We start from the raw sequence: 22,762 nt of genomic DNA, 5'->3' as shown, positions 1-22,762 counted from the left end.
CGATGGCCACGCAAGACGATAGCCGCCAGCTGCAAGCGTGCCTGCCCGGCCTGCGCCGCTATGCGCGCGCGCTGGCGGGCGCCCTGCACGCGGACGACCTGGTGCAGGACACCGTGGAGCGGGCCTGGCGCAAGCTCGATCAGCGGCAGCGCGGCGGCGAGATGCGGCCGTGGCTGTTCTCCATCATGCACAACCTGCACGTGGATCAGTTGCGCCGTCCCGGCCTGGCGCTGCAGGAACTCGATGACGAAGCCCTGCTGCCCGCGCCCGAGCGCGCGCCCGGGCAAGCCATCGCCATCGGCGAAATGGATGCGGCGCTGGCCCGTTTGCCGCTGGGGCAGCGCGAAGTGATCCTGCTGGTCGCGCTGGAGCAGATGCCGTATGAGCAGGTGGCGTCCACCTTGGGCATCCCCGTCGGCACCGTCATGTCGCGGCTGTCGCGCGGGCGCGAGCGGCTGCGCGAACTGCTCGACGGCCGCCCCGCCGGCAGCCATGGTGCCCCTACTCTGAAAGTCGTGAAATGACAACGCAAGCCATCAGCGAAGCGCAATTGCACGCCCTGGCCGACGGCGTCCTGCCCGAGGAACAGCGCGCGGCCATCGAGGCCCACCTGCGCGCGCATCCAGAAGACGCGGCCAGGGTCGACGCCTGGCGTGCACAGAACCGGCAATTGCGCGCCCTGTTCGACCCCGTGCTGGACGAAACCGTGCCACCGGCCCTGCTGCAAGCGACATCGCCACCGGCCGCGAACGGCGCCTGGCGGCGCCCCGCCATGCAGGCGGCAGCGGCCGTCGTGCTGGTGATCGCCGGCGGCGCGGGCGGCTGGCTGCTGCGCGGCGATGCCGGCGGCAGCATCACCGCCAGCGCCAGCCCCCTTGCCCTGGCGCGCAGCGCCGCCATCGCCCATGCCGTCTACACGCCCGAAGTGCGCCACCCCGTCGAGGTGGGTGTCGAACAGGAGGCGCACCTGGTGCAATGGCTATCGAAACGCCTGGGCACGAAATTGCAGCCGCCCGCGCTGTCGCCGCTCGGCTATCACCTGATCGGTGGGCGCTTGCTGCCCGGCGATGGCGACGGCCCCGTGGCGCAATTCATGTATGAAGATGGCGGTGGCAAGCGCCTGACCCTGTACGTGGCGAAAGAGCGGGCCGGCAGGCAGGAAACGGCGTTCCGCTACACGCAGGAAAAGGAGTTGAGCGTGTTTTACTGGATCGACGGCCAGCTCGGCTATGCCCTCTCGGCGGGCCTGCCCAAGCAGGAACTGGGCAAGATCGCCGACGCCGTGTACGCGCAGCTGGAGCAGCCGCGCTAAGTGACGCTTGCTGCCCGCTGCCGTGCGCGTGATCCGGTCAGGTGGATGACGCCAGCCAGCACGCCCAATGCGACACCAAACACCGCCACGCCCGTCCAGCCGTAACGCTGCATCAGCCAGCCGCTGACCGCCACGCCGACGGCGCCGCCGATGAAGGTGGCCGTCATGTACAGGCTGTTGATGCGGCCCTGGGCGGCCGGATCGACGGCAAAGGCGCGCGTCTGGTTGGCCACCAGGGCAGCCTGCACGCCGATATCGAGCACGATGACGCCGATCACCAGCAAGACCAGCGACGAGGCGGCGCCCGCCAGCAGCAGGTAGGACAAGGTCACGATGGCGATGCTCAGGCCAATGACCGTGCGCGAACCGAGTCTGTCGGTGGCCCTGCCGCCCACGGTGGCGGCCAGCGCGCCAGCCGCGCCGATGATGCCGAAGGCGCCGGCCCAGGCGCTGCCCAGGTGCCATGGGCCGTTGGCCAGCAGCGATGCCAGGTTGACCCAGAACGCATTGAAGCAGGCCCACAACAGCGCCTGGATCAGCATAGCTTCGCGCAGCGGGCGATGGTCGAGCGCCAGTGGCCACAACGACGCCAGCAAGCCAAGGTAGGAGAGCTGGCTACCCGGTTTCCCGCGTGGCAGCAAGGCCGCCGCCGCGATCCACACGGGCACCATGAACGCCGCTTCCATGGCGTACACGGCGCGCCAGCCCCAGGCCTCGCCCACCACGCCGGCCACCGTACGCCCTAGCAGGATGCCCACCATGATGCCGCTGACCACCGTGCCGACGGAACGGCCGCGCTCAGCGGGCGGCGACATGCTCGCGGCGAGCGGCACCAGTTGCTGCGGCACGCAGCTGACGATGCCCAGGCCAAACGATGCCCCGATCAGCGGCCAGATGCCCGGTGCCAGCGCCGCCGCCAGGGCGCAAACGAAGGCCAGCGCGATCTGCCCCAGCACCAGGGTGCGCCGGTCGACGCGGTCGCCCAGCGGCAGCAGCAGCGCCAGCCCTGTGGCAAAGCCCAGCAGCGCCGCGCCGGCGACCAGGTTGACGGCCGCCAGGTCGACGCCGAGGCCGGACTGGATCAGGGGCAGGATAGGCTGGGTGCAATAGATGTTGGTGATGACCGCACCGGCGATCACCGCCATCATGAGTATCTTGCCGCGCGGCGCGGACGCCACGGTGTGTGCATCGGGCGGGGGAATGGGTGTGGGGCGCATGGCGCTCTCCTTTCAAGTTGCCGCGGCGACGTGCCGCAGCGAAGGAGACCAGCTTACGTACTTGCACCAACAAAGAGAATCCCATAAGATTGAGAATCATTCTTCCAATATTTGACAGGATCACATGAGAACACGCCATGGATAGACTGGAATCCATGACCATCCTGCTGGCCGTGGTGGACGCGGGCAGCTTGTCGGCCGCCGCACGCCATCTCGGCATGCCGCTGGCCACCGTCAGCCGCAAGGTGGCGGCGCTGGAAGCGCACCTCAACACGCGCCTGCTGCACCGCACGACGCGCCAGTTGTCGCTGACGGAGGCCGGTCAAACCTACGTGGCCGCGTGCCGCCGCATCCTCGACGAGATCAGCGAAGCGGAGCGCATTGCGACGGGCGAATATGCGGCGCCGAAAGGCGAACTGACGATCACGGCGCCCGTCATGTTCGGACGCCTGCACATCGTGCCCGTGGTGGCGGCGTTCCTGGCCCGCTATCCGGACATCGAGATCAAGCTGGTACTGACGGACCGCGTGCTGCACCTGATGGACGAGCAGGTTGACGTGGCCGTGCGCATTGGCGACCTGCCCGACAGCAGCTTCGTGGCGACGCAGGTCGGCACGGTGCGCCGTGTCGTCTGCGCCAGCCCCGGCTACCTGGCCGCGCATGGCACGCCAACTGCGCCGGGCGACCTGGCCGCGCATGCCTGCATCAGTTTCGAAGTGCTGGAATCGCGGCGCGCCTGGGTCTTCGGCACGGGCAAGGCTGCGCAGTCCGTGCCCGTGCACTCGCGCCTGGCCGTCAATACGGTGGACGCGGCGATCGCCGCCGCCACCCTGGATGCGGGCGTGATCCGCGTGCTGTCGTATCAGGTCATGGACGCGCTGCGCGGCGACAGGCTGCGCATCGTGCTCGCACCGTTCGAAGCGGCGCCCTTGCCCGTCAGCCTGCTGCACAAGGGACAAGCGCCGCTGCCCTTGAAATTGCGCGCCTTCCTCGATTTCGTCACGCCGCTGTTGCGCGCCGTGGAACTGGACGTCAGCCCAGCGCGCGTTGGAGTTCCGCATACGCGTCGACCAGCCGCTCCTTCGAATAGCCGCGATTGAGCCCACTCGGATTGGGCAAGATCCACACGCGCGCGCCGCCAAAGCGCTCCGGCTGTTCGCCCCACTCCAGCTGGCGCTTGCCCGTCATCGCCGCATAGGCGGCCTTGCCCAGGAAGGCGATCCACTGCGGCCGCAGCAATGCCAGTTTGCGCTGCAGGCCCGCCGCCGCTTGCGCGAATTCGTCCGTGCCCACCTGGTCCGCGCGGCTGGTCGGGCGTCCGACGGCCGCCGTCAAACCCAGCCCGAAACCGAGCACGCTGGCATCGTCCTGCGGCGCCACCAGATGCGGCGTGAAGCCGGCCAGGTGCAGCGCCGGCCAGAAGCGGTTGCCGCGGCCGAGAAAATGGTGGCCCGCGACGGCCGCGTCCACGCCGGGATTGAGGCCGCAAAAAACCACCCGCAAGCCGGGAGCGAGGATGTCCGGCAAGCCCGGCGCCGCTGCGATGTATGTCATGGAGAACTCCAATATCAGAAGCCGCAGTATGCCACCGGACCCCACGCCCTGCAGCGCATGGCCGCTGGTGCTACCATCCCCTACTGATGCGCTCATCCGTTTGGCGGATGACCGTCGCGCTGTCCCGCACCATCCCCCACCAAGGAATACACATGACGACCCTGACCATCAATGGCAAGCAGCACGACCTTGCACTGCCTGAAGACACGCCCCTGTTGTGGGCCTTGCGCGACGAACTGGGCATGACCGGCACCAAATTCGGCTGCGGCATGGCCCTGTGCGGCGCCTGCACCGTGCACCTCGATGGTGTAGCCATCCGCTCCTGCGTGACGCCGGTGTCGGCCGCCGCCGGCAAGAAGATCATCACCATCGAGGCGGTGGGCGAAGACAAGGTCGGCCTGGCCCTGCAACAAGCGTGGCAGGAACACGGCGTGCCCCAATGCGGCTACTGTCAGGCCGGGCAAATCATGTCGGCCACGGCCCTGCTGCACAAGACGCCAAAACCAAACGACCAGCAAATCCGCGAAGCGATGAGCGGCAATATCTGCCGCTGCGGCACCTACACGCGCATCCACGCAGCCATCAAGCAGGCCGCCACCAGCATCAACGCAAAAGGAGCGGCCAAATGAGCATCCATGACACTCCTGCAGCACATTCGCCTGCGCGGCGCAACTGGATCAAAGCCGCCGGCGCGCTGGCCGGCCTGACCCTGGTGGCTGGTCCTTCCGGCCTCGTGATGGCGGCCGATGCCGTCAAATACGGCGGCGACAAGATGGCTGGCGGCGTGGTCGACGACACCCTCGTCTTTCTGTCGGTCGGCGCCGACGGCATCGTCACCATTGTTGTGCACCGCTCCGAAATGGGCCAGGGCATCCGCACCAGCCTGCCCATGGTGGCGGCCGATGAACTGGGCGCCGACTGGGCGCAGGTGCGCGTGCAGCAAGCGCCCGCCGACGAGGCGCGCTACGGCAGCCAGGATACGGATGGTTCGCGCAGCATGCGCCACTCGTTCCGCGCCATGCGACACGTGGGCGCCACGGCGCGCCTGATGCTGGAAACGGCGGCCGCCGTGCGCTGGGACGTGCCCGTCACGGAAGTCAAAGCCGTCAATCACGCCGTCGTGCATGCGGCCAGCGGACGCTCGCTGTCGTTCGGCGCCTTGGCAGAAGAAGCGGCCAAATTGCCGGTGCCGCCGCGCGCGCGCATCAGCCTGAAAACGGCGGACGAGCTGCGCTACATCGGCCAGACCAGCACGCGCGGCATTGACCTGCACGACATCGTCACGGGCAATACCCACTTCGGCATCGACACGCGCCTCGATGGCATGGCGTATGCCGTCATCGCCCGCCCTCCCGTATTCGGTGGCAAGCTGAAAAGCGTGGACAAGACGGCGGCCCTGAAAGTGCCGGGCGTGCTGCGCATCGTCGAGCTGGCGGGCAGCCCGCCGCCGGCCATGTTCAATCCGCTGGGCGGCGTGGCCGTCATCGCGCGTAACACCTGGGCCGCCATCAAGGGCCGCGAAGCGCTGGTGCTGGAATGGGAAGATGGCCCGAACGGCAGCTACGATTCGAAAGCCTTCCGCAAGACCCTGGAAGCGGCCGTGCGCCAGCCGGCCAGCCCGGCGCGCGACCAGGGCAAGACGGTGGCCACGCTGGCCGCCGCTCCCGCCGCGCGCAAACTCAGTGCCGAATACTATCTGCCCCACCTGGCCCACGCCACCATGGAGCCGCCCGCCGCCACCGTCCGCATCGCCAACGGCAAGGCCGAAGTGTGGGCATGCGTGCAGGCGCCGCAAGCGACGCGCAGCAACGTGGCCAAGGCCCTGGGCCTGACGTACGACGACGTGACCGTGCACGTGACCCTGCTCGGCGGCGGCTTCGGGCGCAAATCGAAACCCGATTTCGCCGTCGAGGCGGCGCTGCTGTCGAAAGCCATGGATGGCGCGCCCGTCAAGCTGACGTGGACGCGCGACGACGACCTGCAGCACGACTATCTGCACACGGTGTCCGTCGAACGGCTGGAAGCGTCGCTGGACGCGAAAGACATGCCGACGGCCTGGCTGCACCGCACGGCCGCCCCCACCATCACCTCGACCTTTGCCGCCGGCGCGAACAAGCAGGCGCCGTTCGAGCTGGGCATGTCGGCCATCAACGTGCCGTTCGCCATCGCGAACATCCGCGTCGAGGTGCCCGAAGTGCCGGCCCACACGCGCATCGGCTGGTTCCGTTCCGTGTCGAACATCCCGCACGCCTTCGCCATCCAGTCGTTCACGGCCGAACTGGCCCACGCGGCAAAGAAGGACCACCGCGACTACCTGCTGGCGCTCTTGGGCCCTGCGCGCAAGATCAACCCGGCCGACTTGTCCGACGGCTGGAACTATGGCGAAGACCCGGCGAAGTATCCGGTCGATATCGGCCGCATGCGCCACGTGATCGAGCTGGCGACGGCAAAGGCGGGCTGGGGCCGCAAGCTGCCCAAGGGACGGGGGCTGGGTCTGGCCGTGTCCTACAGTTTCGTCACCTATGTGGCGGCCGTGATCGAAGTGGAAATCAATGCGGCTGGCGAAGTCATCGTGCCGCGGGTCGACATCGCCATGGATTGCGGGCCGCAGATCAACCCGGACCGCGTGCGCTCGCAAATCGAGGGCGCCTGCATCATGGGCCTGTCGCTGGCCATGAGCGGCGAGATCAGTTTTAAAAATGGCCGGGTCGAGCAAAGCAATTTCCACGACTATAGCGTGCTGCGCGCCGCCGATGCGCCGCGCGTGATCCACACGCACCTGGTGCCGGGCACCCTGGACATGGAGCTGGGCGGCGTGGGCGAACCGGCCACGCCACCGATCGCGCCGGCCCTGTGCAACGCCATCTTCGCCGCCACGGGCAAGCGCATCCGCGCCCTGCCCGTGGGCATGCAGCTGGCGAAAAAGTCTTAAGTCCGCCGCGCGGCAGGCCACTGCAGCAGCAACGCCGCAGTGGCGACCAAGGCGGCGCCGGCCGCCAGCAGCCACATGGGCCAGTTGAGCAGGAGCAGCAGCCCGCCCGTGGCGGCGCCGATGGCGCTGCCCAGGTACAGTGCCGATTCGTTGAGGGCGATGGCCAGGTTGCCGTCGCCCTGCCGCGCGCGCACGGCCAGCAGCCGCTGGTTTTGCGGTACTTGCAGGGCCCAGCCAGCCGCGCCCCACAGCGCAATCGGCGCCAGCATCAGCCAGGCCGACCAGCGGGCCGCCAGCGGCAGCGCGCACAAGGCCAGCGCCAGCAGCAGCAAGATGCAGCAGGTCAGTTTCGGCGCCGCCACCTTGTCCGCCCATGGCCCGACCAGCACGCTGCCCACGATCCCCCCCACACCCCACGCCCACAGGAAGGGCGTGACGGACATCGCCGCGCCCTGCGCCGACCATGCCAGCAGCGGCGCGATAAACGTGTACATGCCCAGGCTGGCGATGGCCGCCAGCAGCGACACCAGCAGGATTGACAGCACCTGCCCATCGGCCAGCAAGGCCAGCTTGCGGCGCAGTGAAATGGACGGCGCCGCCGGTAGCGCGGGCAGTTTCCACAGCAAGCCCGTCAGCGCCAGCCCGCCCAGAAGAGTCACCAGCCACAGGGCCGCCGTCCAGCCCAGCTGCTGCGCCAGCAGCAAACTCAAAGGCACGCCCAGCACCGTGCCGCCCGCCATGCCGCCCATGATCACGCCGATGGCCTTGCCCCGCTGCCGCGGCGCCGACACGCCGGCCGCCGCAGCGATACCGAGCGCCAGATAGACACCGGCACCGATGCCGGCAATGGCCCGCCATGCCAGCAGACTGGCAAATCCGGGCGCCAGCGCGCTGGCCCCGTTCGCCAGCACGAACACGGCCAGCGCGATCAGGAGGCCGGAGCGCTGCGCGCGCGCCGGCAGCAAGGCCACGGCCAGCGGCGAGCCGAGGCCATAGGCCAGGGTGAACGCCGTCACCAGTTGCGCGGCCATCGCCAGGGAAATGGAAAATGCGCCGACGATCATCGGCATCAAGCCAGCCGTCACATACGACGCCATGCCCAGCGCGAACGCGCCCACGGCGATCAGGTAGACGGTGGCGGGAAGACCGGAACGGGAGGAAGAATAGTCGGACATGGGCCAGCTTTCAGAAAGAAAGCAGGCATTCTGGAATACAATATAAACAATTACAATTTAACTGTTTATGCTATTACTGATAGCAACAGGCCCACCGGAAAAACCTCACCATGCGCACTTTGGCCCGCACCCGCCACGAACTGGCCGCCTACCTGCAGGCGAGGCGCGCGCGGCTATCGCCCGAGGACGTGGGTTTGCCCGGCGGCGGACGGCGCAGGACGCCCGGCTTGCGCCGCGAAGAAGTGGCGGCGCTGGCCGGCGTGGGGCTGACCTGGTACACCTGGCTGGAGCAGGGACGCGACATCGGCGTCTCGAGCGCCTTTCTCGACAAGCTGGCCGAAGTGCTGAGACTGGACGCGGGCGAACGCCGCCACCTGTTCCTGCTCGCGCATGCGCGCCCGCCAGTCGAAGAAGGCAAGACGTTTTGCGTGGTGCCGCCGCTGGTGCGCCGGTTGATGCACGAGCTGGCGCATCCGGCGTATGTGCTCAACCTGCGCTGGGACGTGCTGGCGTTCAATGCAGGCGCCGACGCCCTGTTTGGCTTCGGCGCACATGTGCCATCGCGCCGCAATCTGCTGTGGCTCTTGTTTACCGATCCGCTGCTGCGCTCACGCTTCACGGCATGGGAAGAGCAGGCGCCGCTGATGCTGTCGAGCTTTCGCCGCGACTACGCGCGCGCCACGCAGGAAGCCGATATCCACGCACTGGTGCAGGAACTGGAAAAAGTCTCGCCCGAATTCAAGCTGTGGTGGCGCCGCCACGACGTGCATGCGCCATGCGCCGGCGTGCGCCGCCTGAGCATCGACGGCGAGCAAGTCGCGTACGAGCACACCTCGCTGACCATCGATGCGGACCGCCATTTGCGGCTGGTCGTGTACGCGCGCCAGATGCCGGAGTAAACGGAGCGCACAACGAAAAAACCGCTGGCCCTCTTGCGAGGAACCAGCGGCTTCGAATTGGTTGCGGGGACAGGATTTGAACCTGTGACCTTCGGGTTATGAGCCCGACGAGCTGCCAGACTGCTCCACCCCGCACAAGAATTATATACCAGATTGTTGCGGGGCGTAAAGGGCTTGATTTGACAATTGCATGCGTGCCCCGTGTGCAGGAATTCACCGTTGGCCAGCAATGAAAAAAACCGCTGATCTTTTGCAAGTATCAGCGGCTTTCCGGTATTGGTTGCGGGGACAGGATTTGAACCTGTGACCTTCGGGTTATGAGCCCGACGAGCTGCCAGACTGCTCCACCCCGCACAAGAATTATAAGGGCAAACGGGGGGCTTAGGCAATAGCTATCTCAAATTCAACCGTAATAGACCAATCTAATGAATGCGCGGGCGAGAGGATCGCCTGCCCAGCGTGCCTGCGCAGCTCGCCACGCGGTGCGCAATCGGTGTACAGTAAGCGTTACACCAGACACCCATTTTCCGAAGCCTGCCCATGAAATTCTGCTCCGAATGCGCCCATCCTGTCAGCCTGTCCATTCCGGAAGGCGACAACCGTCCGCGCTATGTCTGCGCCAACTGCGACGCCATCCATTACCAGAACCCGAAAATGGTGGTCGGCTCCATCCCCGTGTGGGAAGAAGATGGCCAGCTGCAGGTCTTGCTGTGCAAGCGGGCCATCGAGCCGCGCCTCGGTTACTGGACCCTGCCGGCCGGCTTCATGGAAAACGATGAAACGACGTCCGACGCGGCCGAGCGCGAAACGGTGGAGGAAGCGGGCGCGAATATCGAACTGGGTCCCCTGTTCTCGCTGCTGAACGTGCAGCGCGTGCACCAGGTGCACCTGTTCTACCTGGCGCGTTTGCGCGACCTCGATTTCGCGCCCGGCATCGAAAGCCTGGACGTGCAGCTGTTTACGGAAGCGCAGATTCCCTGGGACGACCTGGCCTTCCCCACCATCCGCGCCACCCTGGAACTGTTCTTTGCCGACCGCGTGAAAATCCGCGAAGGCGGCAGCTATGGCGTGCATACGGGCGACATCACGCGCCCGATGGCCCGCGCGGATGCAGAATAAGCAACTGCCGCATGATTCCCTGGCTCGACATCCACACCCCGTTCCCCGACGTCTCGCGCGCGCTGACCGACGAAGCGCCCGGCCTGCTGGCGGCCGGCGCCGACCTGTCCCCCGCGCGCCTGCTCGACGCCTACCGGCGCGGCATCTTCCCCTGGTTTTCCGAAGGCCAGCCTATTTTGTGGTGGAGCACCGATCCGCGCATGGTGCTGATGACGGAGCATTTCAAGGTGTCCGACAGCCTGGCCAAGGCGATCCGCAAGGTCGAACGCAGCGCCGCCACGGATGGGCGCTGGCAGCTGCGCTTCGACGGCGATTTCGAGGCCGTCATGCGCGCCTGCGCGGCGCCACGCAAGGATGGCCCGGGCACCTGGATTTCCGACGAGATCATCGCCGGCTACACGGGCTTGCACAAGCTGGGCTACGCGCATTCGTCGGAGCTGTGGCTGGACGGGGAACTGGTGGGCGGCGCGTATGGCGTGTCGATCGGGCGCATGTTCTATGGCGAATCGATGTTCGCACGGGTGACGGATGGCTCGAAGATCGCGCTGGCGCAGCTGGTGCGCTTTTTGCAGGCGCGCGGCGTGACCATGATTGACTGTCAGCAAGAAACGAAGCACCTGGCCTCGCTGGGCGCGGCGCCCATTTCGCGCGCGCGCTTCCTGGCCCATGTGCGCAGCGCCATTGAAGCAACGCAAATCACGGATTGGCAAGCTGCGCCAGCGGCATAAAAAAGCTATGATATCTTCACGCAGACTTCCATTGCCGCGGACAGACCAGACAGGATCAGCATGACGCACCTGAACGAACTACCGTTTGCCACCCTGCAGTTCTACACGACGGCACCGTATCCGTGCAGCTACCTGGACGACCGCCAGGCCCGCTCGCAGGTGGCCACGCCTTCGCACCTGATCAACAGCGACGTGTATTCGGAACTGGTGCGCAACGGCTTTCGCCGCAGCGGCATTTTTACCTACCGCCCGTATTGCGACGGCTGCCAGGCTTGCATCCCCGTACGCGTCGTGACGGGCGAGTTCACGCCCAACCGCAACCAGCGCCGCGCCTGGAACCGCCACGCCGACCTGCAGGCGGGCGTGGCCACCCTCTCCTTCCTCGACGAGCACTACGAACTGTACCTGCGCTACCAGAGCACGCGCCACGCGGGCGGCGGCATGGACCAGGACAGCCGCGACCAGTATGCGCAATTCCTGCTGCAAAGCCGGGTCAACACGCGCCTGGTGGAGTTCCGCGATGCCGAAGGCATCCTGCGCATGGTCAGCATCATCGACGTGCTGGCCGATGGCCTGTCATCCGTCTACACTTTTTTTGACCCCGACGTGCCGGGCGCCTCGTACGGCACCTACAACGTGCTGTGGCAAATCGCCCAGGCGCGCGAACTGGGCCTGCCCTACATCTACCTCGGTTACTGGATCGAGCAAAGCCCGAAGATGGCGTATAAAATCAACTTCAAGCCGCTGGAAGCGAGGATCAAAGGACAGTGGGTGGTGATGTAAAACCAAGCGCATGTCGGTGGGGGCAGTTGGTAGGTCGGATTAGCGCGCAAGCGCGTAATCCGACACCACCGGCGGCGCCAACAATGTTGTCGGATTACGGCGCTGCGCGCCTAATCCGACCTACGCCTTTTATTTACTTTTATCCGGAAACGCCGGACGGGCAGGCCGCGCAGGCGGGTTCTTCGCCAGTTCGGCCTGTATCACTTCGATCGCCTTTTCCAGCTGCGGATCGCGGCCCGCGATGACGTCGGCCGGCGTTTGCTCGACTTCGATATCGGGCGGCACGCCTTCGTTTTCCACGCCCCAGCCATTCTCTCGCGTCCAGAACGCCAGGTTCGGCGCCGTGATGAAGCCGCCATCCATCAGCACGGGGAAGCCGAGGACGCCCACCAGGCCGCCCCACGTCGCCTTGCCGATCAGCGGACCCATGTTATTTTTGCGGAACATCCACGGCAACAGGTCGCCGCCCGAACCGGCCGTCTCGTCGATCAGCATGGCGCGCGGACCCTGGATCGACGCGGACGGCGTCTTCATGTCGGCACCATAGCGCATGGTCCACCAGGCGATTTCCTTCTTCTGCAGGATCTCGATGTAGTAATCGGCCACGCTGCCGCCGCCATTGAAACGCTCGTCGACGATGATGGCCTGCTTGTCCGCCTGCGGGAAGAAATAGCGCTTGAAGTAGGTGTGGCCCAGGCCCGCCGTATTGGGCACGTACACGTACGCCACCTTGCCACCGGTCGCCGCATTGACCTTGCGCATATTGCCTTCGATCCAGTCGCGGTTGCGCAAGGCATCCTCGGTCGGCACCGGCACCACGGTGATGGTGCGCGCCCCCTTGCCGTCGGCCGAGGGACCGACTGTCAGGTCGATGGCCTTGCCGGCCGTATTCTCGAAGGCGCTATAGATATTCGTCGGCGGCAGCAAGGGACGGCTGTCGACGGCCAGCAGGTATTCGCCCGCCCTGACGTTCAGGCCAGGCTCCGTCAGCGGCGCGCGCAGGGCCGGATTCCAGTTCAAGCCGCCATACACTTTCTTGAAGCGGTAATGACCGTCGCGCACTTCATAGTCGGCGCCCAAGAGTCCACCCGGCACTTTCTTCGCCTCGATAAAATCGTCGCCGCCACCGCCGCGGTGATGCCCCACGGCCAGTTCGCTGCACATCCACTGGATCAGGCGGTTCAGGTCCGCGCGGCTGGACAGCTCGGGCAGGAACACGGCGTACTTGTCGCGCATGGCTTTCCAGTCCACGCCATGCATGCCAGGGTCATAAAAATAATCGCGGTTGATGCGCCACACCTCATTGAAAATCTGCGTCCATTCGGCGCGCGGATCGGCTTTTATTTCGATGGCGTCGACCTTGATCTTGCCTTCGCCGGACGCCAGCAGCTTGCCCGTGGCGGACCCCATGGCCCAGTTATCCTTCTGGCGGTACAGCAGCTTCTTGCCATCGGCCGACACTTCGAAATCGTCCGCTTCCGCCACCACGGTTTCCGCCTTGCGCTCCTTCAGGTCGAAGCGCTGCACGGCCTTCTTGCCATCGCTTTCGCGCAGCAAAAAGATCTGCCCCGCAGCGCCGGCGGTCAGGCTGGAAAACTGCGCGGCCGGCAGCGGCAGGTCGACGATGCGCGTGGCGATGCCGTCGAAATCGATGTGGATCGGGACCACCGGCGCCACGACCACTTTCGGGTCGTCGCGGCCCGTCTTCGGATCGACCTTCGCTTCGCTCTTCGGCTCGGCTTCCGCCTTGGCCGTGTCTTTCTTGCTCTCCGCGCTGGCGGCCTTTTCCTCGTCGCTTTCCTTGATCAGGGGCGACGGCAAGTCGCGCCGCAGCACGGCCATCCACACGGTGCGCGTCACCAGGTTGTCTTCATTCTGCTGCGAGAACCAGTTGTTGCTGGGGCCTGCATTCGTCGAAGCGAAGAAGTACAGGTATTTGCCGCTCTTGTCGAACACGGGCTGGGCCACGTCGGACAAGCCATCGGTCACCGGCATCGACTTGTTCTGCTCGACGGAATAGATATACGCGCTGCGCGTGTAGGTGGGTGAATTGAGCGTGTAGGCCAGCCAGCGCGAATCGGGCGCCCACGAGGCGCGCATGCTTTTGTCGACGCCATACATCGGCTCCGTGGCTATTCTTTGTACCTTGCCCGTGCCGACGTCGATCACGTACATGCTCCAGCCATTGTCGGCAAACGCGATCTTCTTACTGTCGGGCGACCAGACGGCGTTGTCATAGAAGCCGCTGCCATTGAGCTTGAGCTTTTTCACCGCACCCTTGCCATCCTGTGCCCGCACATGCAGTTCATACTCGCCCGACTCGTCCGAGAAATACGCGACCGAGCGGCCATCGGGCGACCAGATCGGCGTGCGTTCGTGGGCGCCGGCCGTCTGCGTCAGGTTGCGCACGTCGCCCTTGTCGGCGGGGATGGTGACGATCTCGCCCCGGTACTCGAAGGCGATGCGCGCGCCCGACGGTGAAATCGATGCGTCGCGGATGTATTTCGCGTTCTTGACCCAGCGGGGGCGCGTTTGCCCCAGGTCGCTGGCCACGGCGATCGTCAATTTTTGCGCCTGGCCGCTGGCGATGTCGAACGCATGCAGATAGCCGGCCTGCTCGTAGACGATGGTGCCGTTCGCGGCCGACGCGTTCAGCACGGGGAAATCCGCATGCCGCGTCAGCTGGCGCACGGCTTTCGTCTTCACGTCATACGCAAACAGGTTGAATTCGCCGTTGCGGTCGGAGCGGAAGTACACGGTGTCCTTGATCCACATCGGATCGACGTCGTTCGAGCGCGTCGTCGGTTGGGGGATTTTTTCGATCGATTTGTCGCTGGACGAAAATAGCCACAGCCAGGAATTGGTGCCGCCACGGTAGCGCTTCCACTGCTTGAAGGCGGGCGCCAGCGGATTGTAGGCGATGCGCTTGCCATCGGGCGAATACGTGGCGCGCGAGGCGTTCGGGATTTCCAGCTGCGTTTCCACGCCGCCCGCCACGGGCACCGTAAACAGCTTCTGGAAGCGGTTGTTGAAGGCGGCGCGCGGTGAGGTGAACATCACGGCCTGGCCATCGGGCGTGAACGACTGCGCCAGGTCCGCTCCGGGGTGGAACGTCAAGCGGCGCGGCACGCCGCCGGCCGCGGCGATCACATACACGTCGACATTGCCGTCGATGTTGGCGCTATACGCGATCAGGCTGCCGTCGGGCGAAAACACAGGGTTGGACTTGTCGCCCAGGTCGGACGTCAGGCGCCGCGCGCCGCCGCCATCGAGGTTGGACAGCCACAAATCGCCGGCATAGATGAAGGCGATGTGGCGGCTGGAGATGGCCGGTTCGCTCAGCATGCGGGTGTCTTGCGTATTGGGCAGTGCCAGGGCCGGGTGGCTCAGCAGCAGTGCGCTGGCGGCCGCGATGGCGGTCAGGATGCGTGTCTTTTTCAATCGATGTCTCGCTTATAAGGTAAAGAGAACAGGGAAGAAACAGGAAAGTCCAAGGCCCGGCGCTGATTATCAAGGGATTAATATTGCACTAGACCAACAAGAACTATACACCCGGCAGCCGCGTGGAACACGGTAAAATACGGCACTTATTTCGCGCGCCGCCAGCCCTTCCCGGCGCCACGCACACCTACTCAAAGCGCCCCATGTCTGAAAAATTCCTGTACTCCCTCGCCCGCCCGCTGCTGTTCTCGATGGATGCCGAAGCGGCCCACCATCTCACCCTGCCCGCCCTGAAACGCGCCAGCGCGCTGGGCCTGACCAAGCTGGCCGGCAAGCCTGCGCTTGATCCGCGCACGGTGATGGGCATCACCTTCCCGAACCCCGTCGGTCTGGCCGCGGGCCTGGACAAGGATGGCGCCTACATCGACGCGCTGGCCGACCTGGGTTTCGGCTCCATCGAAGTGGGTACCGTCACGCCGCGCGCGCAGGCGGGCAATCCGAAACCGCGCATGTTCCGCCTGCCGCAGGCGCAGGGCATCATCAACCGCATGGGTTTCAATAATGGCGGCGTCGACGCCTTTGTCGCCAACGTGCAGGCGTCGAAGTTTTACCAGAACCGCGCGGGCGTGCTGGGCCTGAACATCGGCAAGAATGCCGACACGCCCATCGAACGGGCGGCCGACGACTATCTGCTGTGCCTGGAAAAAGTCTACCCTTACGCCAGCTATGTGACGGTGAACATCTCGTCGCCGAACACCAAGAATTTGCGCCAGCTGCAGGGCGCGTCGGAACTCGACGCCCTGCTGTCGCAACTCAAGGATGCCCAGGCGCGCCTGGCGGACAAGCACAAGCGCTACGTGCCGCTGGCCCTGAAAATCGCGCCGGACATGGATGGCGAACAAGTGAAAAGCATCGCCGAGTCGCTCACGCGCCACCGGATCGACGGCGTCATCGCCACCAACACGACCCTGTCGCGCAGCGCCGTCGAAGGCATGCCGCACGGCGCGGAAGCGGGTGGATTGTCCGGCGCGCCCGTGTTCGAACTGTCGAACAATGTCATCCGCCTGCTGAAGGCGGAACTGGGCGACGCGCTGCCCATCATCGGCGTGGGCGGCATCATGCAGGGCAAGGATGCCGTGGCCAAGTTCGAGGCGGGCGCGCAGCTGGTGCAGCTGTACAGCGGCCTGATTTACGCCGGTCCGGCGCTGATCAAGGATTGCGCCCGCGCGCTGCGCGGCAAACAGGCGAAATGATCAACAAGATCAAACTGGGTGCCAGCAGCCTGGAAGTGAGCCGGATCTGCCTGGGCACGAAGTTGGTTTCGTCAGAAACCTTCTAATGTAGAATTCGGCAATAGCTGCATTAACTCGACAAGAAACTGGGAAAATGAGATCGTACAATTGCGCTTTCGGCCAAGCAAAAACCTTGTAGACGACTGCTGGCACAATCGGAGCATTGGACCGATCAATGCCGATACGCTTTGTGCCACTGTTGGCAATACCGCGCAGCGGCTGACCAAGTGGTTTGGTTTTGCAACAGAAGCGGCCGCACCATTGACTAGCTGTCAAGACCCGCCTGGTTAAAAACACCAGACAGATAGTCCGCTCGCGGTGATATCCCCATAGCTAAATTTTCTTTCGTAGTTTTTCTGCGATTGCCTCGGTCTCGTCAAAAGAAATCTCCTCTACGGCACCGAAATTAGTTCCGCCGCCGTCAAGCGTGCCGGCAACATGAAAATGTACATGGTTAATGGCCTGTCCAGCCGGCACACCATTGTTTTGCCAAACGGCAATTCCGGCCTTAGCATATGCACAGTCGATTAATTTTGCTACATTCCTTACTTCAATGCTCAAAGCGGAAATTTCTGAGTCAGATAATTCAAGAATATTAGAAACATGTCGCAGAGGCAAAACCAGTAGATGCGGGTTACCTCTTTGCTCCCGAGTCACAAATGTAGCAGTTGTTGCAGTTCGATATAAAATTGTGTATCGCCGTTTTCCTGTTAAATAGGCGCAGAAGGCGCAATCAGTATGTTTAGGCAGTTCTAGGCTGGACTCTGCTTTCATGATGATCTCAGTGAGGATAAGAATGCTTGCAACTCTAGTCTGTCAAGTTTTTTATAGTCATCTGGTCGGACAATAATACGAAGTTCTTCACATACTCTAGACTGGCGTGATGCAAGAATGAATGAAAGAATTGTGAAGCGAATTGCATCTTGAGCAGGTAGGAGGTTCGATAACCTAGCTTGCCCTCCACCAATGACAGGGACTGAGATAGTACCGCCGTTGCTTCTCCGCGATACTTCGCTCCAAAGGCAGCCTAAACTTTTCCAGATTTTATCAGGAGAAGAACTAGCTTCGTTATTACTGTTCATTTCGCAATAGGCTAGAAAAAACAACAATCTCGCGGCGTGGTTCACAGTGGCAATTGCTCCAATGCCATATTGATTGACGTTGCCAGCTTTTGCAATTGTGCCGACAATTGGTTTAGCAATTAGTGCACTATCAATATCAGCTTTAAGACGATTTATGTCATTTCCATAAAGAATCGCCAGCGCTTGCCCTTGGAGACTTCCATTGGAAATTATTATTGGTGTTTCCATGTCAAATGTATCATTTGTGCCGATAACCAAATGCGTCGCTTCAGTTAGTATGTCGCCTTTGATAACTGAAATTTTTATATTTGGGGTACTATATGTTTGCTCTATCGGTCTTGGCCACGACCAATATAGAGACCCTAGAAATGCGATTGTAAGTGTCAGAGCAAGAAAGGGATACCCTGAAAATATTAGAATGTCTTTCGATATTGATGTTCCAATTTGTTGCACTGTAGATACTGCCCCTAAGCAGAAAAAGAACCCTGTCAAAAAGTGCCTCCAAAAGCGCCATGTTGTCATGTCTTGAAGTAAGCTCATTTATAATTTAAGTTCGGTGTAAACCGACTCCAAATAATAATAATTTCCTTTTTTTTCCTTGGGCGAACTTGAAAAGCCTGAGGCGTAATTGTTAAGTGCGTATTTAATCATCTTAGGCTGAAAGGAAACTGACATTGTATAGTAGTCCTTTTCGATTAGTGGATATGGAATGTAATTTTTATTAATTTTTCTATCACCATCTAAATTTGCAACGACGATAGGCAATCCCAGCTCGATAATTAATTCTATTTCATGTGCAAGAAAAGAGTTTCCATCGCTACCTTTGCGTTTCCCGACTGCACTTCCAAGAAGGACGACTTGTTTAGCATTTTTTAGGCGTTCAGTTAAGTTATTTTTAATGGTTTTCGGTTTGCTTGTATCCCTAGAAATAAATAAATCATGTGCGTCAAAAAAATTAAAATCAATGTTTTGATTTGCTTTCCAAGCTTCCATCAGCCGATATTGGAGAATGTCTTCGCTTGCGAAGGCCACATATGTCTTGTTGCGGTAGCTCATAAATCTCCTATAGTGACATTATTAAACCAAAGAAACTTCTTGAGAAATATACATTCGTGAAATTAGTGTCTATATTACCTAAATAGCTTTGCGCACCATGTGACTTCCGATTTTACTTGAAATCTGAATCGAAGTTATTTTTTAGAAATAATTTAGTCCAGTTAAATCCAATACAGGCCGCCGGCTCCAGTTCTGCCGTTCAGATAAGGACTGAGTCCTAGATGACGCTATTACGCCGAATGGCAACTATTTAGCTACTTTGCCCGAAAGCACTCTGTTTGTGAAGTCAATAACATCGGAATCCCTCTCATTGCGCCGCACAGCTTCATCTGCGATTTCAACAGATAGCTTGTTTCGCAGTTTAAAGTTTCCGCGTGGCACGCCATCGAGTTCCTTTATGGCAGTTGCGAGATGTCCCTTGGCTAACTCGAAACGCACTTTCAGCTTGGCGAGAAGTCCAGCATGCGGCCGTACCCCCTTGCTCTCATCGGCTATTTTTTTAATGTGCCGAATGTCCGTATCTACAGAATGTAAAACAGCCTCGTCATTTCGGACCTGTAGCTTAATCTCGGCTCTAGCTGCAAACGCAGTTACTTTGTTCGGCGATCCACGAACAGCGCGATCGGCCCAAGTCATGGCTTCCGGAAAATTCTTCAATGCAGCATAAAAATGCGCATTTCGCGCATTGATAAAATCGGTGCGCTCTCTACGGTCTGCAACTTCTAGCTGTAGAAAAAGATCCTCAACCTCAACATCATCCGCCAATGCTTGCATATTTGTCTTCCGGCGTTCAATCAAACACTGCAACAGTACATCCAAGACAAATGGATTCCCAGGCGTACGAGTCAATGCTTCACGGGCGTATCCCTCAGCAGACGAGAAATCTTCCCGAACAGCTAAAACCTGCGCAATCTCACGCAATGCGTGAGTATCTTTTTGATTAATCTTAAGTGTCTCCCCGAATTCACTCTCTGCCCTGTCAAACTCACCATTCCATCTTGCATCAAAGCCATTGATGAAATGAACATGTCGCTTGGCCTGGGCTGTGTTAATGCGCGACAGCTCCGCGATTGCATAGTCAAAGCTGTCGCGTTGCTCTGTTCGTACTGCCGCCATACCCAGAAGCCTAAGGCATTCAACAACAGCCTCATCCGTGAGCGTGTGCCGTTTCTCCAATGCCGCTGTTGCGAACCCAACACTTTCGTCATATTTCTCACGGTCATAGCATCCCCTGGCCACACGAAGATAGTGCGAACCTACTACCGCACGCTCACTGAACCCCAGTGGACTGCTTTTTCCTTGCAGAATTGAAGTTGTTATAGAAACATCAACTGTCGCGAAGGAAATATTATCTTCTGCGGTATAGGTTGAAGTAAGAGCAAGTAATCGCTTACGAGCCTCAATTAAGAAGCCGTCCGTTTCAGCAGAGAACTGCTTCCGGAATCTTGCACTACGGAAATAAGATGCCAAACGCAAATGATCACCTTCAGTTTCTAATAATCCAAGAGACAGCAAATTATTTACTGCCATCGCAATGGATTGATCCGACTCACCAGATATTTCGATCAGATCTGATGGATCAATAGCTCCAAGCTCATCGAACAATGTAAGAAGGCACTTGGCCGTTTCACTTAAGTTGAGTCCATCAACAAGACTAAGGGAAAGAGCACGAAGAACCTCGATTAGTTCTCGGGGATTGGCTTCTATCGCTGGTTTCTTAGCGAGAGCAACAAACTCTGCTGCTGTCCAAATCATAGCAGGATGTCCGCTCACATGTTGACATAACATCGCTATAAATCCTGTATCTGGATCTTGCATACCAAGATAATCAAGCGCATATATCCATAGACGCTTGGACTCATCATCTGTCATGCCATCAATCTTAAAAAAGCCAACATTTGTAAGGCGATGCTGTTCTTGGAATCGCGGTAAACGTTTGGCACATAGAACGACTGTCGGACGCCTATTTTTTAGGCTCTTAAGTAATAAATGGAATTCTGGTTGAAAGTTGCCATTGTCATCGAGAATATCATAGTCAAACTTCAACCAGACAAGCATTTTTTCTTCGCCAATCTCATAGAGAAGTGAACTGGTCTCCTCGACTAATTTCTCCTTAGAATAATCCGAAATTTTCTCAAAAAAAACCTTTGCCTCGGCAACTGTTGGTCCACGAAAAGCGAAATATAGCTTGCGGAATGTCTCGATCAATCCTTCACCATCGGATATGGATACTTGAATCCCGGTAAGGTCTATTCCGGGGAATAAACTTTTCAGTTTATTTGCTACGGCCGAGCGCCGACCGATCCCATCTACACCACTCACATATAAAGCATTAATTTGGCGGTTTAGGTCTGCGATTTTTGTTTCTATCTCGCTTTGAATTTTTCGTGATACAAATGGCTTTGGTTGAATTCCTTTAGCCGCATCCAACTCAAATAGTTTAGTGCGGACAATATTGGCAATACGGTCGCAATTTGACGTTCTAACAAATACGTGCATTCTCACCCAATCTGGAAGATCTCCCGCTGGTGTGCCATCAATAATGAAAACTAATACACCACCTAGCTTTCTTCCATAAAGCAAGTGCTGTGCTAACTCTAGCTCAGTTCTCACCCAGTCGGAATTCATCGAGTTGGCAGATGCGATTAAAACGAAAAGGCTAGACCGATCAAGCGCTGCTTGAATTTCTGTGGTACTTTTGTTTCCCGCTTCAAAAGTATGGCTATCAATCTCCCAACGGGCAGCTGAAACTTTGCTAGCGACTTCTTCGACCAACGGTTTGTCCACGCTCGAATGGGAAATAAAGGCTTTGGCAAATTTACTCATGGGTACCTTTCGGGGAAGATTTTACTATTGCTAAATATTAGCACGCCTTATGCGCTACCTTGCTGACATTCTTTCGCTCTCGACTCAATAGTCATGCCTAAAAGCAATTGGGTAGCGACGCCCGCAATAAATTACTTTAAGCATCTAAATCCGCATTTTTAATATGCCGTAGCTCCACAAGTAGTATATTTTTCCGCCATTCCGGCCTGTATCCAGTGATGGCCAGCGCGCAAACGCAGGGCAGCACCGAGCGTTACATCGGCAGCTGGCTCAAGAAAAGCGGCAAGCGCAGCCAGATCGTGCTGGCCAGCAAGGTGGCCGGGCCGAATTCGCGCATGCACTGGATACGCAAGGGCAAGACGGACCACGACGCGGTCAATATCCGCGCCGCCGTCGAAGACAGCCTGCGCCGGCTGCAGACGGAGCATATCGACCTGTACCAGTTGCACTGGCCCAGCCGCAACCTGCCCATCTTCGGCGCCAGCGTGTACAACCCGCGCAAGGAGCACGCCTCGGTCGCCATCGAAGACACGCTGGCCGTGCTGGGCAAGCTGGTCGACGAGGGCAAGATCGGCCACATCGGCGTGTCGAACGAATCGTCGTGGGGCGTGTGCGAATACATCAAGCAGGCCGAGCTGAAAGGCTTGCCGCGCATCGCCTCAATCCAGAACCTGTACAACCTGACGGCGCGCCATTTCGAGACAAGCTTGCTCGACGAAACCTGCCACCGGGAAAACGTCAGCTTGCTGGCCTACAGCCCGCTGGCGTTCGGCCAGCTGACGGCGAAATACCTCGACGATCCGCAAGCCAGGGGCCGTTTGACGATTTTCCCGCCCGGCTGGAGTCCCCGCTACGTGCGCCCCGCTACCATAGCAGCCGCCGCCCAGTATGCGGCGCTGGCCCGCGCGCACGGCTTGACGCCGGCGCAGCTGGCCCTGGCCTGGTGCTACTCGCGCTGGTTCGTGGCCTCGACCATCATCGGCGCCACCAGCGTGGCGCAGTTGCAGCAAAATATCGATGCCCATCAAGTCAGCCTGTCGCCGGACCTCGTGGCGGCCGTCGACGCCATCCACGCCAGCCTGCCCAATCCAGGGCAATAGGCGCACTCCGTCTGGCGGCGCATGCCGCCGCCAGGCTCCCCCGCCCATAGCAACTAGTCGTATTTATACAACAGCTGGCAATTTACTGCTGTGCAGCATTGCGGCCTGGCCATGCCCGGTCGTATGCTGGAAACGTGGCCATATGCGCTACCCGCGCCATTTGGACGTGTATCAGACATTTATTGCATATCGATAGACAGAACGATTCGTAAGCACGCCACAGACCCACTGTTACTCTGATGTCAT

18 protein-coding genes, 2 tRNA genes and 1 pseudogene are annotated in these 22,762 nt (G+C 60.5%); 11 read left to right on the top strand and 10 right to left on the bottom strand.

What is annotated here, in order from left to right; all coding sequences use genetic code 11:
• The first annotated feature begins 2 nt into the window (after positions 1-2).
• Together HWE17_RS04930 and HWE17_RS04925 are read left to right on the top strand one after the other, a co-directional pair.
• On the top strand, positions 3-524 hold the full coding sequence (locus HWE17_RS04930) for an RNA polymerase sigma factor (RefSeq protein ID WP_176388003.1): 522 nt from the start codon (positions 3-5) through the stop codon (positions 522-524).
• A complete protein-coding gene (locus HWE17_RS04925; RefSeq protein WP_176388002.1) occupies positions 521-1,312 on the top strand; it encodes an anti-sigma factor in 792 nt (263 codons plus the stop codon). The genes HWE17_RS04930 and HWE17_RS04925 overlap by 4 nt, the downstream gene beginning before the upstream one ends.
• Here the strand turns inward: HWE17_RS04925 and HWE17_RS04920 are convergent.
• Positions 1,309-2,529, bottom strand: a complete 1,221-nt coding sequence (locus tag HWE17_RS04920) for an MFS transporter (RefSeq protein WP_176388001.1) — start codon at positions 2,527-2,529, stop codon at positions 1,309-1,311. The two genes, HWE17_RS04925 and HWE17_RS04920, sit on opposite strands and share 4 nt — an antisense overlap.
• 137 nt (positions 2,530-2,666) lie before the next feature.
• Between HWE17_RS04920 and HWE17_RS04915 the strand changes: the two genes are divergently transcribed.
• The gene (locus HWE17_RS04915) at positions 2,667-3,629 is read left to right on the top strand and encodes a LysR family transcriptional regulator (RefSeq protein WP_176388000.1); all 963 of its coding nucleotides are present in this window, start codon (positions 2,667-2,669) and stop codon (positions 3,627-3,629) included.
• Here HWE17_RS04915 and mug read toward each other — a convergent pair.
• On the bottom strand, positions 3,562-4,083 hold the full coding sequence (gene mug, locus HWE17_RS04910) for a G/U mismatch-specific DNA glycosylase (RefSeq protein ID WP_176387999.1): 522 nt from the start codon (positions 4,081-4,083) through the stop codon (positions 3,562-3,564). The two genes, HWE17_RS04915 and mug, sit on opposite strands and share 68 nt — an antisense overlap.
• A gap of 152 nt (positions 4,084-4,235) precedes the next feature.
• Here mug and HWE17_RS04905 point away from each other — a divergent pair, with 152 nt between their 5' ends.
• Together HWE17_RS04905 and HWE17_RS04900 are read left to right on the top strand one after the other, a co-directional pair.
• Positions 4,236-4,712 carry a (2Fe-2S)-binding protein gene (locus HWE17_RS04905; RefSeq protein WP_035821503.1) on the top strand — a complete coding sequence of 159 codons (477 nt, stop codon included), beginning with the start codon at positions 4,236-4,238 and terminating at the stop codon, positions 4,710-4,712.
• Positions 4,709-7,015, top strand: a complete 2,307-nt coding sequence (locus HWE17_RS04900; protein ID WP_176387998.1) for a xanthine dehydrogenase family protein molybdopterin-binding subunit — start codon at positions 4,709-4,711, stop codon at positions 7,013-7,015. Before HWE17_RS04905 ends, HWE17_RS04900 begins: the two co-directional genes overlap by 4 nt.
• Here the strand turns inward: HWE17_RS04900 and HWE17_RS04895 are convergent.
• The gene (locus tag HWE17_RS04895) at positions 7,012-8,190 is read right to left on the bottom strand and encodes an MFS transporter (protein WP_176387997.1); all 1,179 of its coding nucleotides are present in this window, start codon (positions 8,188-8,190) and stop codon (positions 7,012-7,014) included. The two genes, HWE17_RS04900 and HWE17_RS04895, sit on opposite strands and share 4 nt — an antisense overlap.
• A 110-nt stretch (positions 8,191-8,300) precedes the next feature.
• Between HWE17_RS04895 and HWE17_RS04890 the strand changes: the two genes are divergently transcribed.
• Positions 8,301-9,089 (top strand): helix-turn-helix transcriptional regulator, encoded by a 789-nt coding sequence (locus tag HWE17_RS04890; protein ID WP_176387996.1) that lies wholly within the window; start codon positions 8,301-8,303, stop codon positions 9,087-9,089.
• A gap of 58 nt (positions 9,090-9,147) precedes the next feature.
• Here the strand turns inward: HWE17_RS04890 and HWE17_RS04885 are convergent.
• Positions 9,148-9,224: transfer RNA gene (locus HWE17_RS04885), tRNA-Met, on the bottom strand.
• Between the two features lie 142 nt (positions 9,225-9,366).
• A tRNA-Met gene (locus HWE17_RS04880) sits at positions 9,367-9,443 on the bottom strand.
• 186 nt (positions 9,444-9,629) lie between these two features.
• On the opposite strand from HWE17_RS04880, the gene HWE17_RS04875 reads away from it, so the two are divergent.
• Genes HWE17_RS04875 through HWE17_RS04865 form a run of 3 tightly spaced genes read left to right on the top strand, consistent with a single transcriptional unit; the run spans position 9,630 to position 11,719 of the window.
• A complete protein-coding gene (locus HWE17_RS04875; RefSeq protein ID WP_034747557.1) occupies positions 9,630-10,208 on the top strand; it encodes an NUDIX hydrolase in 579 nt (192 codons plus the stop codon).
• A gap of 11 nt (positions 10,209-10,219) precedes the next feature.
• Positions 10,220-10,936 (top strand): leucyl/phenylalanyl-tRNA--protein transferase, encoded by a 717-nt coding sequence (aat, locus tag HWE17_RS04870; RefSeq protein ID WP_099402950.1) that lies wholly within the window; start codon positions 10,220-10,222, stop codon positions 10,934-10,936.
• A 60-nt stretch (positions 10,937-10,996) separates the two neighbouring features.
• Entirely contained in the window at positions 10,997-11,719 is a 723-nt protein-coding gene (locus HWE17_RS04865) for an arginyltransferase (RefSeq protein ID WP_176387995.1), read from the top strand.
• A gap of 129 nt (positions 11,720-11,848) precedes the next feature.
• On the opposite strand, the gene HWE17_RS04860 is transcribed toward HWE17_RS04865, so the two are convergent.
• A complete protein-coding gene (locus HWE17_RS04860) occupies positions 11,849-15,160 on the bottom strand; it encodes a S41 family peptidase (protein ID WP_176387994.1) in 3,312 nt (1,103 codons plus the stop codon).
• 203 nt (positions 15,161-15,363) lie between these two features.
• On the opposite strand from HWE17_RS04860, the gene HWE17_RS04855 reads away from it, so the two are divergent.
• Complete coding sequence (locus tag HWE17_RS04855; RefSeq protein ID WP_176387993.1) at positions 15,364-16,413, top strand: quinone-dependent dihydroorotate dehydrogenase; 1,050 nt, start codon at positions 15,364-15,366, stop codon at positions 16,411-16,413.
• 372 nt (positions 16,414-16,785) lie between these two features.
• Here HWE17_RS04855 and HWE17_RS04850 read toward each other — a convergent pair whose 3' ends face one another.
• The 4 genes from HWE17_RS04850 to HWE17_RS04835 all read right to left on the bottom strand — a co-directional run bounded on the left by HWE17_RS04850 (position 16,786) and on the right by HWE17_RS04835 (position 21,416).
• Positions 16,786-17,226 (bottom strand): HIT family protein, encoded by a 441-nt coding sequence (locus tag HWE17_RS04850; RefSeq protein WP_176387992.1) that lies wholly within the window; start codon positions 17,224-17,226, stop codon positions 16,786-16,788.
• A complete protein-coding gene (locus HWE17_RS04845) occupies positions 17,223-18,074 on the bottom strand; it encodes a macro domain-containing protein (RefSeq protein ID WP_176387991.1) in 852 nt (283 codons plus the stop codon). The genes HWE17_RS04850 and HWE17_RS04845 overlap by 4 nt, the downstream gene beginning before the upstream one ends.
• Positions 18,075-18,590 carry a TIR domain-containing protein gene (locus tag HWE17_RS04840; RefSeq protein WP_176387990.1) on the bottom strand — a complete coding sequence of 172 codons (516 nt, stop codon included), beginning with the start codon at positions 18,588-18,590 and terminating at the stop codon, positions 18,075-18,077. It lies immediately after the preceding gene.
• 246 nt (positions 18,591-18,836) lie between these two features.
• The gene (locus HWE17_RS04835) at positions 18,837-21,416 is read right to left on the bottom strand and encodes a toll/interleukin-1 receptor domain-containing protein (protein WP_176387989.1); all 2,580 of its coding nucleotides are present in this window, start codon (positions 21,414-21,416) and stop codon (positions 18,837-18,839) included.
• 200 nt (positions 21,417-21,616) lie between these two features.
• On the opposite strand from HWE17_RS04835, the pseudogene HWE17_RS04830 reads away from it, so the two are divergent.
• Positions 21,617-22,516 (top strand): annotated as a pseudogene (locus tag HWE17_RS04830) (aldo/keto reductase); the annotation flags it as partial.
• Positions 22,517-22,762: the final 246 nt, after the last annotated feature.

Source organism: Janthinobacterium sp. BJB401 (assembly GCF_013372745.1).
Lineage (GTDB): Bacteria > Pseudomonadota > Gammaproteobacteria > Burkholderiales > Burkholderiaceae_D > Janthinobacterium > Janthinobacterium rivuli.
Note: the sequence above shows the minus strand (reverse complement) of the source record. Positions and strands in the feature narration are given on the sequence as shown.